Source organism: Nonomuraea sp. NPDC003201 (assembly GCF_053590415.1).
In genome coordinates this window covers 21,396-36,046 of the sequence record NZ_JBSFTC010000022.1, presented here as the reverse complement: position 1 = coordinate 36,046, position 14,651 = coordinate 21,396, and the positions used below count along the sequence as shown (strand labels likewise).

The window sequence follows — 14,651 nt, the reverse complement described above, 5'->3', positions numbered from 1 at the left end:
CCCCTCAGAGAAGCCTGTGTAGTCCGGACCGACTCCACAGAGCGGTCCGCGCCCCCACAGATACAAGCGCAGAAACCGCGCCACGAATATGGCGGCAAAGCCACCTGTGCTCACCCGGCTCAGCGGTGGACCATCGTTCCTCGGACGGGGGCAGTCTCCAGAGGACGGGTGGGGGATCACGATCATGCGGAATCAACGTCAAGGCGCGCGCAACAGCAAGCGCACGACCGCCGCGAAGAAGCGCTTCCGGGCCGGCGGCACGGATACTTCCACGTTCGCCTTGACCAAGCATGACGTGTCCGTCGCGTCCGGGCCGCTGCAGAAGGACTGGCAGGCGTTCGCCGCGAAGCCCGACGACGCCACCGCCAAAGCGGTGGCGAAGGGGCTGGAGAAGATGAGCCCGCGCCTCGCGCTCGCGTCCGTGCAGTCCATCGCCGAGACGCTGGCCGATCGCCCTGCGCTCGAGCGCAGCGCCATGTCCCGGCTCATCGCCTCCCGGCTCGACGGCGACGCCCTCCGCGGCTTCCTGAAGGCGACCGCCGCCGTACGTCTCACCCGCCCGGCGATGGAGACGCCGAAAACGCCGAAGCCGCCCGAGGAGCAGCCGGCGCCGCAGCACGAGAACCTGCTCCACGGCCTCGACCTCCTGCCGCCGAAGACGCTCGGGGAACTGCCCGTCAAGACCTCGCACGGCCGAGACCGGCAGCAGATCGAGGCGCTCGACCTCGCGTCGGACAAGATCACCGCCGACCTGGCCGGGTTCGAGCAGCGTATCGACGAGGTGCGCGACATCTCGGCCATGGGCAACCTCACGGAGGCGTTGAAGCTCGTCAACTCCCTCGGCGGCACGACGGGCTACTCGGACAAGCGCCGCGCCGAGATCACGAAAAAGCTCGATCTGACGGACACGACACAGGCGCACCTCGTCGAGCAGATCGGCTTCCGCGCGGCCAAGACCCAGCGCACCGACAAGAGCGGCCTGTCGCCCCAGAACCAGCTGGCGGCCTCCTACTGGCGCACGAACTTCCGGGACAACCTGCAGGGCCTGCTGAAGGATCTGCAGGAGAAGGGGAAGCTGGGTCCGGGCGACCTCCTGGTCAACAGCCCGCGCGTGCTGCGCAAGCTCGAGATGATGGTGGGCCCCGAGGTGGTGGCCGGGCTCAAGATCGAGCCGCTCGCCGGGACGTCGGGCATCAGCGTGCTGAGCGGCACCGGCAAGTACACCATCGACTGGAACAGCATCCTGCAGGAGCTCGGCGCGACGCCGTCGGCGTACCAGCTCTACGAGCTCATGGACGCGGGCAAGGAGTCGCCCCCGACCGACTTCAAGGTCGACACGCGGGCCGACCTCGCGGAGCTCATCACCTCCGGCCCGTTCTCCCGCCTGCAGGAGATCGCGCGCGGCAAGAGCGAGCTGGCGCCGGTGTGCGCCATGATCGAGCACCTCGTGCTGGGCCTCACCGACGAGCTCGGCCCCTCTCGCTACGACGGGCTGACCGCCAACGCCCTGAACTCGCTGAGCCGGCTCCTCGGCATCGTCGTGCAGAACGAGCGCAACCCGTCGGTGGCGATGCGCGCGGTCGACCTCATGATGGACGAGATCGGCATCGTGGTCGCCGTGGCCAAGAACTACACGCGGGTCGACTATCAGGACACGATGCGCCAGGTCCTGCTGGAGCGGGCGCCGGGCATCGCACCGCTGGTGGACAGGCAGGAGATCCAGCTCGACAGCCACCTCATGACGAGCGGCATGGACGCGCTCGGGACGGCGCTGTCGATCGCGCTGTCGTCGCGGGACCACGATCAGGTCACGCGTCCCACCGCGGGCATCGACTACTTCGAGACCGATCTGCTGCTCACCAAGCTCAAGAAGGGCGAGGCGGTGCGTCCGCGCAACGACGTCCTGGTCGCGGCGCTGAATCCGAGCACGCCCTTCGACGCTCCATCAGCGGACAAACTCGTGGCCGACGTGCGCGATGCTCTGAAGGCGCGCAAGAGGGGTGACCCGCCGTTCGCGCTGATAGTCGACAGCACCATCGAGGTCGCGCCCAAGTCGCCCGGCGGCAGGACCCAGCTCGACGTCGTGCTCGACGGCCTCAAGGGCGCCATCGCCGACGGCACGCTCGAGGTCTTCCTGTGCAAGAGCTTCCAGAAGTACGCCTCGTTCGGCACCGGCAAGGTCGCCGCCGGCGATCTCACGATGCTGTCGAAGAGGGGCAATCTCGACTCCGCGTCCGCGCGGGCCGAGACGCTGCTGCAGGACCGCGCCCTCGATCTCGCCCGCAGCGACGAGACGCAGCTCGTGGTGCACATGTTCAAGCACGGACATCGAGACGAGCTGGAGCTGATCCGCACCGCCGCCGACAACGCCAAGTTCGTGGACGAGTTCTGCTGGCCGATCAACGGGCAGGACCGCACGCGCGGGTCCACGTACGTGGACGGCATCCCCCTGCTCCTGCGCGCGCCGACCAAGGCCGACGACCTGTTCAAGAAGCTCGTCACGATCGATCAGCGCGACAGCTTCTCGTTCCTGCGGACGTCGTACGTCGGCGGCATCCCCGGGCCGTACGGTGCGGACAAGGCTGAGGAGAAGTGGTACGTGCGCATCAACACCGGCCACGAGTCGAAGCAGGCCATGGTCGAGAACTTCTACGCGTTCGGCCATCTGGAGAGCGGCACGCTCCCTGGCGAGAAGAGGTCAGACGGCAAGGTCGACCTCGACCAGCTGAACATCGAGACGGTGCGCAAGCACCTGGAGGCGCTGGCCCTCGCTCCGGACGGTACCGACACCGCGCAGTACCGGAACAGCATCAGGGCCTCGTACTGCGCGTTCGCGGCCCAGAACCTGCGGCCCAAGACCAAGGCGCTGCCACTGCTCAGAGACTTCTTCGCGAGCCCGGCGCCAGACGTCACGATCGAGACCCAGCGCTATCTCGCCGGCGAACTGCTCTCGATGACGGTGATGCCGGGAACGATCCTCGACGCGCGTCTCCTCCCGTCGCTGGTTCGCGCGGCCGCGGTGCTCCCGGCCTGGGAGTTCAAGGCCATCGCCGGCAAGCTCAAGGCCAAGCTCGCGAACGCCGACAAGTCCCCGGACGCGATGAGGCTGCGCGCGATCGTCGACCGGGCCCTTCAGGAGCCGGTGTCGTTGGCGCTCTGAGCATCAGGGAGCCGCGACTCAGACAAGCGCGCCACGAATGTGGCGGACAGGGAACCTTTGCACGCTCGGCCAGAAGGTGGACGATCGATCGGTCATCAGGCGGGGGAGCCTTGAGCAGAATGGCTGGGGGGTCATGAAAAAGAAACCGACCATCGGCGCGACCAAGAACAAGCGTCAGCGCAGGCGTACGATCGGCGGACCAGAAAAGATCACGCCTGGCGTATCCGACATGTCTGACTTACCTATCACGAAGCGTGACGTGTCCGTCGCCTCCGCACCGATCTCCACATCGACGCCGCCGGGCTGGCAGAAGTTCACCGAGAAGCCCGACCCGGCCACCGCCAAGGTGGTGGCGAAGGCGTTGCAGGACAGAACGTTCTCCGCGCAGCGCATGGCCGAGATGCTGGCCCAGCGCTCGGCGTCTGAGCGCAGCACGATGTCGCGGCTCATCGTGACGCAACTCAGAGGCAACCTCGCCCTCGACTTCCTGAAGGCGACCGCCGGCGTCCGTCTCGTCAAGCCCAAGACGCCGCAGAAACAGCCTGAAGGCGATCGCGCGCCGGGCCGCAACGAATCGTTCGAGGCGCTCGACCTCGCCACGCCGATCAAGAGCACCGTCGACCTGGTCGAGCTCGCGAAGCGGACCGACGACGCGGACGACGCCTCGTCGATCGCCTACCTCAAAAAGGCGTTGGCTGACATCACCTTGATCAGCAGCGGCGAGGAGCCGTACTCGGAGCTGCGCCGCACGGCGCTCAGGAAGGTAGCGGCCCCCGCGCAGGAACACATCGTCAAGCAGGTGGGCTTCCGTACGGCGGGCAGCAAGCGCACCGGCCAGAGTAACCTGACGACCCAGCACGACGTCGAGTCCAGCTACTGGCGCACGTCCTTCGGCGAAGCCCTGGAGGACTTCGCGGAGAAGCTGCAGTCGGACCACAAGCTGCAAGAGGGCGACATCCTGGTCAACAGCCCGCGCGTGCTGCGCAAGCTCGAGATGGTGCTGGACCCGAAGGTGCTGGCCAAGCTCGAGATCCGGCCGCTCAAGGGGGATACGGGCATCAGCGTGCTGAGGGGCGCCAGCGACCCCTCCTTGAAGTGGAAGGAGATCCTGGAGGGGATCGGCGCGACGCCGTCGGCGTACCAGCTCTACGAGCTCATGGACGCGGGCAAATCCTCGCTTCCGCCGAACTTCACCGTCGACGCGCACGCCGACCTCGCGCAGCTCATCACTTCCAGCGCGTTCTCCCGTCTGCAGGACACCGCGCGCGGCAAGGGCGAGCTGGCGCCGGTGTGCGCCATGGTCGAGCACCTCCTGCTCGGCCTCACCGACAAGCTCGGCCCGGACCGCCGCGACGCGCTGACCGCCGACGCCCTGCGCTCGCTGAGCCGGCTCCTCGACATCGTCGTCGAGGAGCCCAACCCGGCGACGGCGTTGCGCGCGGTCGACCTCATGATGGACGAGATCGCCGTCGTGCTCGCCGCTGCCAAGAACTACGGACGTGTCGACTATTGGAAGACGATGCAGGACGTCCTGCTGAAGCGGGCGCCGAGCATCGCGCCGTACGTCGGCCGCGAGATCGAGCTCAGCAGCCACCTCATGACCAGCGGCATGGACGCGCTCGGGACGGCGCTGTACATCGCGCTGTCGTCGCGGCGCACCGACCAGGTCTCGCGTCCCACCGAGGGCATCGACTACTTCGAGACCGGAATGCTGCTCGGCAACCTCAAGAAGGGGGAGGTATCGAAGCCGCGCGAGGATGTCATGGTCGCGGCGCTGAACCCGAGCACGCCCTTCGAGGCGTCACCGGCGAAGACCCTCGTGGATGGCGTGCTCAAGAGCCTGAAGACACGCAAGCGGGATGACCCGCCGTTCGCGCTGATCCTCGACACCACCGTCGAGGACGGGCTCGACCCGTCCACCGGCCGGACCCGGCTCGACGAGGTGCTCAACGGCCTGAAGGACGCCATCGCCGACGGCAGCCTCGAGGTGTTCCTGTGCAAGAGCTTCCAGAAGTACGCCTCCTTCGGCACCGGCAAGGTCGCCGCCGGCGACCTCACGGTGTTGTCGAAGCAGGACGGCTACGCATCCCAGCGCACGCAGGCTGAGGCGCGGCTGCAGGAGCTCGACCTCGATCTCGCCCGGCATGACGAGGGACAGCTCGTGATACACATGCTCAAGCACGGCAACCAGGACGAGCAGGCGCTGATGCGCAGCGCCTCCGGTAACGCCGAGTTCGTGAACAGGTTCTGCTGGCCGGTCACGCATACGGACCTGGGGTCTCCCTACGTGGACGGCATCCCCCTGCTCCTGCGCTCGAAGCCCGGGGGCGAGATCGCCGCGCTGTTCCAGAAGCTCGCCCTGGTCGACTGGCGCGGCAGCTTCTCGTTCCTGCGGACGTCCTTCGTCGACCTGATCCCGGGGCCGTGGGGAAAACCGACAGAAGGTCAACAAGAGGACTGGTACACGCGCATCAACACCGGCCACGAGTCGAAGCAGGCGATGGTCGAGTACTTCTACGCGCTCGGCCACCTGGCGACCGGCATGCCCCCTGGCGAGAAGAAGCCGACGACGGAGGCCACCCTGACCCTGAAGGGCGTGAAGGACCACTGGAAGGCGCTGGGCGGCGTCAAGGACGAGGACGATGCCGACATCGCGCGGTACCGGGACAGCATCATGGCCTCGTACTGCGCGTTCGCGTGCCAGAACGTGCGGTACAAGCCGGACGTGCTGCCGATGCTCATCGCGTTCTTCGCGAGGCCGACGACCGGCGTCTCGATCGAGACCCGGCGCTATCTCGCCGGCGAGCTGATCGCGATGACGAATTTGACAGGCGTGAAATCCCTCGATCCCGACGCCCTCAGGGTCCTGTGCGGGCAGGCGATAGCGGATTTCACGATCCCGGGCATGGAAGAGCCCGACGCGACCGTCGCCCTGGCGGCGCTGCGTCGCGCGGTGGAGGCCCTCCCCAGCTGGTCGATGAAGCCCTTCGCGCAAGCACTCAAGGACAAGCTCCAGCTCAAGCCCGAGCCCCGCGACGATTCGGAGGAGGAACACCGGATGCGAGATCTCATCGACCGAGCCCTCAAAGCCTGAGGCCGACGGTCGATCACGCTACCCGAGCCCGGGCCGCCCCGCCAGGACATGATCCAGTGCCAGCGCGTCATCGCCCGTCTCGGGGAGCGACCGCTTCGGCGCGAGACAGTACCTGCTCCAGTTGTGCCGGATCGGCCGCGCCGCCCGCCGACAGGACGGTGCCGGTGCGGTCGGTCACCACCACGTACGGCGGCCACGGGATGTCGTTGCGGTCGAAGACATCCGGGTCCACGATCACGGGCAGCCCGGCGCCACCGTACCCCTCCACCGCGCTGACCAGCGCGACCTCCAGGCGATCGGCTGTCGCGACGAACTCCGGCAGCATCGCCTTGCACAACCCGCACGCGGGCGAGACCAACGCGTACATCGTTCGCTCGCCGGCCGGCTCCGGCCTGCCGTTGAGCGCGAAGCGCGTGCCGGGACGCGGCCCGTACGAGGCCCTCTCCGCACGGAGCAGCCGCGCGGGCAGGAAGGCCAGCCCGAGCAGGACCGCCGCAACCGGAAGCTGGACGGGCGCGAACGCGACCGGCCCGGTCAGAGCCGCCGTCACCGCGAGGACCAGCAGCAGGCCGGTACGCAGCAGCGTGCCGGCCCCGACGAGGTCACGGCCGCCGAAGCACCCGCAGTCCACGGCCATCCGGCGCCGCATCACGGAGGCCATGGCCGCCAGGAACGCGGCGAACAGGGCCGCCGCCACCACGGCGCCCCACCGCCGGCCGCCTGGAGCGAGCAGCAGCCCGCCGGCGGCCAGCTCGGCCACGAGCACGCCCACCGCGGCCGGCCCGGCCAGGCTGCCCGGCAGCACCTGGTAGCCCGCCACCGATCGGACGAAGCGGGGCACGTCCCGCAGCTTGACCAGCGCCGCGACCAGCAGCACCGCGGTCACGGCGAGATACGCCGACTCGGCGACGATCATGGCACCGTCTGGTGGTAGGCCGAGGCCTGCAGCTCGTACATGCCGGCGTACTGGCCGGCGCGTTCCATCAGCTCGGCGTGCGTGCCCTGCTCGGCGATCGCGCCGCCGTCGAGCACGTAGATGCGGTCGGCGTAGCGGACGCTGGCCAGCCGGTGGGTGATGAGCACGACGGTACGGCCGGCGGCGTGGCCGCGGATCCGCTCGAACAGGGCGTGCTCGGCACGGGCGTCCAGGGCCGAGGTCGGCTCGTCGAAGATGACCAGCGCGGCATCGTCGCGGTAGAAACCGCGCGCCACGGCGATGCGCTGCCACTGGCCGCCCGACAGGTCGTGGCCACCCCGGAAGCGGCGGTCGAGCAGCGCGTCGTAGCCGTCGGACAGCCGTGCCACCACCTCGTCGGCACCCGCCGCGGCGGAGGCGGCCGCAAGCCGGTCCTCCTCCAGGGGCTGCCCCATGACGATGTTCTCGCGGACGGTGAGCGGCCAGCGCGTGTGATCCTGGGCGATCACGGAGATCCGCCGCCGCAACGCGTCACCGTCGAACGCGCCGAGGTCCACGCCGTCCCAGCGGATCGTGCCCTCCTGCGGCTGGTACAGCCCGGCCAGCAGCTTGGCCAAGGTCGTCTTGCCCGAGCCGTTCTCGCCGACCAGGGCGATGACCTCGCCCTGGCCGACCGTCACGCTGACGCCCGACAGTGCGGGCCGGTCGGCTCCGGGGTAGGTGAACGTGACGTTCTCGGCCGTCAGCAGGCTGAACGGCGCCGGCTCGGCAGGGGTCGCCGGCCGCGGAGGGACGCGCTCCCGGGCGATCTCGCGGAAGGCCAGGTAGTCGCCGAAGTAGAGGCCCGCCTCGTAGAGCCGGTTCATGGTCTGGATCAGGGCGGTGAGCGACACCTGCCCGGTCCTGATCGCCAGCACGGCCGCGCCGGCCACCGACAGCGGGATCACGCCGACGGCCAGCAGCACGCCGAGCACCACGTACACGCCGGCTGTGGCCAGGCCGGTCAGCAGGTCGCCGCCCGCCTTGGTCGCGGCCCGCCGCCGTGCCACGTCGAGTTGAACGTCCTGTTCCAGGTCGGCGACCTTGGCGTACTGGCCGAGCAGGAAGTCCCGGAGCGTGAACGCCCGCACTTCGGCGGCGGGCTGCCGTTCGGCCATCAGGTCCGACAGCATGAACTTGCGCCGCCGCGCGGCGGACAGCCGGTAGAACGCCTGGTAGCCCAGCCGCGCCATGCGTACCGCGGCCCATCCCGCCGGCACGGCGGCGACCAGCAGCAACGGCATGAGGACCGGGTGCAGCAGGCCGAGCGCCACGGCCGAGGCCAGCACGCCCACCGCGCCGGTGACCGCGGCGATCGTCGTCTCCACCACGGTGGCGGTGTCGGGCACGCCGCTGTCGCGGGCCCGGCGCATCGCGTTGTGGAAGTCGTGGTCGTCGAACGCGGCCAGCTCCACCCGGGTGGTCAGCTCGAACAGGCGGGTCTCGGCCAGCCGTTCGACCAGCGGCTTGAGCCGGGCCTGCGCCCATCCGGCACCGGCCAGCAGCGCTCCGCGCAACCCGGTGGCGGCGGCCACGAGCAGCAGCGAGGGCAGCGCGGTCCATACCCGATCGGGTGTGGGACCGGCGGCCAGCAGCGAGGCCAGCACGTCGGAGGTGGCCACCAGGCCGAAGACCGTGAAGACGCCGGCCGCGAGGTTGCCCGCCAGGGCCACGACCGTGTCGCGGGGACTGGCCTCCCACGCCATCCGCAGCGCGGCGGCCACCAAGGACGGCAGCCTGCGGGCGATCGTGCCGAGGGTGGCGGTCAGCAGGTGCTCGTCGTGGCTCTCCCAGTACGCGACCACGAGCCCCGAACGGTCGTCCGGGACGCTCGTCCTGCGTCGGCGACGCCAGAGCCTCACGCGAGGGCGCCGTTCGGAGACGGGCGCGCCAGAGATCCCCCCATCACGCACGTCAATCTAGAAGATCGAACTCTCGCTGTAAAGGCGCATGTAAACACATTTTTGGCTGTTACGGCTACCTCTGGACATGCTTCCGGATATATGCACATAATGCGTCCGTTTGCTTGCGACGCGGGAACATCTAGCCGGTTCCCGGTCGCGGGCGGAGCCCGGGAATGGTGCCTACCGGCGCCATCCCGAGGCTCGGATCCCTACGTCGGCCGCCCATAGGTGGCCAAGGAAGGAGCCCTTATGTCGGTCCTCGCCCTGGAGCCCCGCGACGCCGGAGTCCTGGAGTACGAAGACCTCGCCGTCGACTTCGAAGGCGAGCTGAACAAGCTGCTCCACGGCCCCCAGGCCTGCGTCAACACCTGCAAGCGTACGGTCTGCAGCAGCTTCCCGTGCTGCCCGTCCATAGTGTGAAGCACCTGATCCCACGCGGTCGAGCGTGGTGACGAGAGGTGCTGGGGAAAGGCCGTCGGCGATGCTCTGATGGCCTTTTTCTCATATCAGGCCGATGCGCTCCGTTATCGAGGGATGACCGTGGACTTTAATGTGCTCGACCGCCTTACCCAATTTGCAGAGTCGAATGGTAGGGAAATATACGAGGACGACACGTGGATCAGCGTGCACGATCCTCACCACGACATTCCATTGCAGGGCTGGAAAATCCACATTTCCGCACGTCCCGGCACCCTCAACGACACACTTGACCGCGCGCTGCCGATCCTGGCCGGCACCGGCTGCGCCTTCAAGGTCGCCCGCTCCACCCACAGGCTCATGGAGCTCAACTCCGGTGACGTCGACCCGGGAGCCGTGGGCAAGGCCATGACGGTCTACCCGGAGCAGGACGCGGTGGTCGAACTGGGCCACGCCCTCGCCGACGCCCTGTCCGGGCTGTCGGCCCCGCGCATCGTCAGCGATCGGCGGGTCCGCCCCGATGCTCCGGTGTACTACAGGTATGCCCCGTTCGCCCCGCAGTACCGCGTGGACGAGAACGGCGACTTCGAGCTGATCGTGCTCGGGCCGGACGGCGAGCAACTGCCGGGCGCGGCCGGCCCCGAGTTCACCTGCCCGCCCTGGGCCACCGACCCGTTCCGTCCCACGGAGCCTGCCGGGGCCGGCCCGTCGGAGCCTGACGAACGGCCGTCGCTGGGCACGCTGCCGCCCGCGCCGACAACCGTACAGACAACCGGGCAGGCCGCCGACGGCGGCAGCGGGCGGCTCATCGGCGGCCGGTACCGCGTGACGTCCGGCGTCGTGCGTGGCCCGCGCGGAAACGTCTACCGCGCTACCGACGCCGCCGGGCGGCGGGTCGTGGTCAAGGAGGCCCGCGCGTACGTCGGGGAGAACGTCGAGGGCTGGGACCTGCGGATGTACCTCCGCAACGAGCTGCGCGTCCTGCAGGCGCTCACGGGCGTGGCAGGCGTACCGGAGCCGATCGACCACTTCCGGCACGGCGAGGACGAGTTCCTCGTCATGACCGACGCGGGCAGCCGCGACCTCAACCGATTCGTCGCGGAGAACGGCCTGTTCACCGGGGAGCCCGCCACCGGCGAGCGCGACCTCGGCACACTCGCCGTCCGGCTGCTGGAGGTGATCGACGCGGTGCACGCGCACGGCGTCGTCATTCGCGACCTGTCGCCCAAGAACGTCGTGCTCGGCGAGGACGGCCGCTGCACCCTGATCGACTTCGGCAACAGCAGGTACGACGGGCTGCAGCTGCCCGGCTGGAGCCGCGGCTACAGCGTTCCCGACCAGCACACCGACCGTGCCTCCGTGCCCGCCGACGACTACTTCTCGCTGGGCGCCACCCTGTTCTTCGCGGCCACCGGGATGAACCCGATCATGATCGGCCCGGACCCGGTCCGCAACGTCGAGCGCACGCTCATGTGCCTGGCGGGGATGTTCCCGGACGTCACGACGGGCGTCCTCGGCCTGCTACCCGGCCTGCTGAGCCTCGACCCCGCCGACCGCACCGCCGCCGCCGCCGAGCTCAGATCCGCCCACGGACCGGCTCCGGCGGACCGGCCGCGCCCCGTACCGGCCGTGACCGGCTTCGGCGACGGGCGGCCCGCCACCGAACAGCCGCAGGCGGGACGGTGGAAGCTGCCCTCCCCGCCCAGGCTCACCGGAGAACTGCTGTCCAAGGCGCTCGACCACACCGTGCGCGAGTGCGCGGCCTTCGCCGAGCAGCTGATGGCCGCGCCCGAGGACGCCCGCCGGGAGAGCCCGCCGGTGACCAACGTCTACGGCGGCAGTGCCGGAGTCGGCATGGAACTGCTGCACCACCCGGAGGCCAAGGCCGTGGCCGCCGACCTGGCCCGGTGGACGGCCCGCGTGATGCCGCCCGCCAAGCTCCCGCCCTCGCTGTACTTCGGCCGTACCGGAACCGCGCTGTTCCTGACCGCGGCCCGTCTGAGCGCCGCGCCGGATCTGGCGGCGCCGGCCCCCGTCACCATCGACGGCCCGCAGCGGGCCGACCAGGCACACGGCGTGGCCGGCATCGGCTCGGGCCATCTGGCCCTGGCCGCCCTCGACCCCGGCGATGCCCGGCACCTGCGGATCGCCGCCGAGTGCGCCCGGCTGCTGATCGCCGGTGAGGTCACGCGGTCGCAGGACGCCGTGGCACCCGCCCAGCCCGGCTCCGGCGTGTCGGTCGACACGGCGTACGCCCACGGCGACGCGGGCTGCGCGGACTTCCTGCTCTCCTACCACGCGGCCACCGGCGACCGGGCGGCGGGCGAGGCGGCCCGGGAGCGGCTGGCGGCGCTGGCCGTCCAGGCCGAAGCGCTGATCGGCGAGCTGCACGGCCCGGATGCCCGAGCCATGGGGGCCTCCTGGTGCCAGGGCATGTCGGGCATCACCGGCACGCTGGCCCGCGCGGCCCGCGCGTACGGCGAGGACCGCTACCTGGAGCTGGCCGAGCGGGGCGCGCGGGCGTGCCTGGTCGTCGCCCCGCAAGCCTGGGTGGTCTCCCAGTGCTGCGGCCTGGCGGGCATCGGCGAGGCGCTGATCGACCTGGCGATGGTCACGGGCGATGACGGCTACTGGCGCCACGCCGAGAACATCGCCGAGCAGATGCTGGTACGGGCCGGCGGCGAGCCGGCGCAGCCGGTCTTCCCCGGCAACGACCTCGACAAGGCGGCCTACACCTGGAGCACCGGCACCGCGGGCGTCCTGTCGTTCCTGCGCCGCCTCGACCACCGCTCGGGCACACGGCTGTGGACGGCCGACTGGCAACTGCCCGAATCGGACCGGGCAGCGCAGAACGGGAGAGGGAACTAGAGGACCGCGCCAGCCCCGCCAGATCAGCACTGCCGCGCTGGGGGCAGAGTGAGTGCCGCAGATCCTCGAAGTAGGCGGAGTGGCGGCGACCGGCTTCAGGAGTGCCCGATGATTCGATGTGGCCGGTACGGGGCCTCCAGGCGGGCCGCCTCCTCTTCGCTCAGGGACACCTCCACCGCCGCGATCGCGTCGTCCAGATGACCCACCTTGCTCGCCCCGACGATCGGCGCGCTCACCCCAGGTCTCCCGAGCAGCCATGCGAGCGCAAGCTGCGCCGGAGGCAGTCCTCGTTCGTCGGCGACCGCGCGCAACACGTCGACGACGTCGAAGTCCGCGTCCTCGTACATGCTGTCGGCCAGCGGGTCGCTGCCGGATCGGACCGTGCGCCGCCGGCCGTCGCGATGGCGGCTCCCGGCGAGCAGTCCGCGTGCCAGCGGGCTCCACGGGATGGCGCCCACCCCCTGGTCCAGGCAGAGCGGGAGCATCTCTCGCTCCTCCTCCCGGTACACGAGGTTGTAGTGGTTCTGCATCGACGCGAATCGGGTCCAGCCGGACGCCTGAGCGGTGTGCTGCGCCTTGGCGAACTGCCAGGCGTACATGCTGGAGGCGCCGATGTAACGCGCCTTGCCGGCCCGCACCACGTCGTGCAGGGCCTCCATGGTCTCCTCGATCGGCGTCTCGTCGTCCCAGCGGTGGATCTGGTACAGATCGACGTAGTCGGTTCCGAGCCTGGTCAGCGAGGCGTCGATGGCAGACAGCACGTGTTTGCGGGACAGCCCTCGGTCGTTCGGGCCCGGCCCCGTCGGGAAGTAGACCTTCGTGGCGAGAACGTAGTCGTCGCGGCGGGCGAAGAGCTTGCCGAGCAGCCGCCCGGTGATCTCCTCGCTCACGCCGTCGGAGTACATGTCGGCGGTGTCGAAGAACGTCACACCGGCCTCGACCGCGCGCCGCACGATCGGCTCGGCCGCGTCCTCGCGCAGCATCCACTCCCGGGCACCCGGATCGCCGTACGTCATCATGCCCAGGCAGATCCGGGAGACCTGCAGTCCTGACGAGCCCAGCTTCACGTATTGCATGTCGTCCTACCTTCCTGTGAGAGCGCGGTCTTCACCGCGGAGGCTGAACGTTCCCGATGGAGCGGCGAACACGCAGGCGACGAGAATGGCGGCGGCTACGAGTGCCAGAAGGTTGCGTGCCGTACGGGCATCGAGCGGGGTGAGCCCGGCGAACAGGAGCACGGCGAAGGCCGGACCGAGGTGGTGGAAGGCGGCGCTCCCGATGAAGTAGGTCCGTGGGAGGCGCCGCGGACAGGACGGCGCGAGGGCCGATAGGCGGCATGACCCCCATCGTCGGCCAACCCGTAATTTAGGAGAATGGCGAATCGAAAGATCAGACCCGAGCGGGCATACGAATCCAAGGGGATCGACGCCCTCGACCTTCGTATCCTCGCCGAGCTGCAGGTCGACGCCAGAGTGAGCTTCGCCGAGCTGGGCCGCCGGGTCGCCCTGTCGGCCCCCGCGGTGGCCGACAGGGTGCAACGGCTGGAGGAGACCGGAGTGATCACCGGCTATCACGCCGAGGTCGACCCGCGGGCCCTGGGCTTTCCGGTCACCGTGATGGTTCGCATCCGCCCGGCGATCCGGGAGCTGCACCGCGTCTCCAAGATCGCCCAGGAAGTTCCCCAGATCGTCGAGTGCTACCGGATGACCGGCGACGACTGTCTCTACTTCACGATGCACCTGCGGGCGGTCGACGAGCTCGAACCGATCCTCGATTTGTTCACCCCGTACGGTCACACGACCACGTCTCTCATCCACACCGCGCCCGTACCGCGCCGCCCCCTGCCCCTGGAGTGATGCTCGGGCGGAGGGCCGGCGGCCCGCAAGCGTCAGGGGCTCCGAACCTCGCCTTGACCACTCCTCACGATCTGGGAACCGCGCTGCTGGACTTCGAGCCCGAGGTGAGCGGCTTTTCCGGGCAGCCGATGCAGCTGTTCGGCATGGATGATCGCGGCGCGTGGAAGGCCACGCCGAACCTGTTTGTCCGCCGGGTGGACGGCTCGGCGACGGTGATGGAGGTCAAGAACCCCGGCCGGTTGAACGACGCGAAGGTGAGGACGACCGCCGAGCGGGTCTCGGCCTGGTCGTACGTGTCGACGTCAGCGCCGCCCTGGTCAGGCGGTCTCGGGCACTCATTGAGCTCGATGCCGCGGGGTTGACGAAGGAGTCCCGCCATGGTGTTGAGCGAGCGGGG

At 69.6% G+C, this 14,651-nt stretch carries 9 protein-coding genes; 6 read left to right on the top strand and 3 right to left on the bottom strand.

What is annotated here, in order from left to right:
• The first annotated feature begins 184 nt into the window (after positions 1 to 184).
• On the top strand, positions 185 to 3,160 hold the full coding sequence (locus ACWDX9_RS11835; RefSeq protein ID WP_449952109.1) for a hypothetical protein: 2,976 nt from the start codon (positions 185 to 187) through the stop codon (positions 3,158 to 3,160).
• Between the two features lie 229 nt (positions 3,161 to 3,389).
• On the top strand, positions 3,390 to 6,254 hold the full coding sequence (locus tag ACWDX9_RS11830; protein WP_449952106.1) for a hypothetical protein: 2,865 nt from the start codon (positions 3,390 to 3,392) through the stop codon (positions 6,252 to 6,254).
• A gap of 67 nt (positions 6,255 to 6,321) precedes the next feature.
• Here the strand turns inward: ACWDX9_RS11830 and ACWDX9_RS11825 are convergent, their stop codons facing one another.
• Together ACWDX9_RS11825 and ACWDX9_RS11820 are read right to left on the bottom strand one after the other, a co-directional pair.
• Positions 6,322 to 7,170: a MauE/DoxX family redox-associated membrane protein gene (locus ACWDX9_RS11825; protein ID WP_449952103.1), complete on the bottom strand. Its 849-nt coding sequence runs from the start codon at positions 7,168 to 7,170 to the stop codon at positions 6,322 to 6,324.
• Entirely contained in the window at positions 7,167 to 9,071 is a 1,905-nt protein-coding gene (locus ACWDX9_RS11820; protein WP_449952101.1) for an ABC transporter ATP-binding protein, read from the bottom strand. Before ACWDX9_RS11820 ends, ACWDX9_RS11825 begins: the two co-directional genes overlap by 4 nt.
• A 291-nt stretch (positions 9,072 to 9,362) precedes the next feature.
• Here ACWDX9_RS11820 and ACWDX9_RS11815 point away from each other — a divergent pair, with 291 nt between their 5' ends.
• Together ACWDX9_RS11815 and lanL are read left to right on the top strand one after the other, a co-directional pair.
• The gene (locus ACWDX9_RS11815; protein WP_165974944.1) at positions 9,363 to 9,533 is read left to right on the top strand and encodes an SflA family class IV lanthipeptide; all 171 of its coding nucleotides are present in this window, start codon (positions 9,363 to 9,365) and stop codon (positions 9,531 to 9,533) included.
• A gap of 69 nt (positions 9,534 to 9,602) precedes the next feature.
• Complete coding sequence (gene lanL / locus ACWDX9_RS11810) at positions 9,603 to 12,398, top strand: class IV lanthionine synthetase LanL (protein ID WP_449952098.1); 2,796 nt, start codon at positions 9,603 to 9,605, stop codon at positions 12,396 to 12,398.
• 95 nt (positions 12,399 to 12,493) lie between these two features.
• Here lanL and ACWDX9_RS11805 read toward each other — a convergent pair whose 3' ends face one another.
• A complete protein-coding gene (locus tag ACWDX9_RS11805) occupies positions 12,494 to 13,474 on the bottom strand; it encodes an aldo/keto reductase (protein WP_449952095.1) in 981 nt (326 codons plus the stop codon).
• A gap of 297 nt (positions 13,475 to 13,771) precedes the next feature.
• Between ACWDX9_RS11805 and ACWDX9_RS11800 the strand changes: the two genes are divergently transcribed.
• Together ACWDX9_RS11800 and ACWDX9_RS11795 are read left to right on the top strand one after the other, a co-directional pair.
• Positions 13,772 to 14,254: an Lrp/AsnC family transcriptional regulator gene (locus ACWDX9_RS11800; RefSeq protein WP_449952093.1), complete on the top strand. Its 483-nt coding sequence runs from the start codon at positions 13,772 to 13,774 to the stop codon at positions 14,252 to 14,254.
• Positions 14,255 to 14,307: 53 nt separating this feature from the next.
• Positions 14,308 to 14,616: a hypothetical protein gene (locus ACWDX9_RS11795; protein WP_449952090.1), complete on the top strand. Its 309-nt coding sequence runs from the start codon at positions 14,308 to 14,310 to the stop codon at positions 14,614 to 14,616.
• Positions 14,617 to 14,651 lie beyond the last annotated feature (35 nt).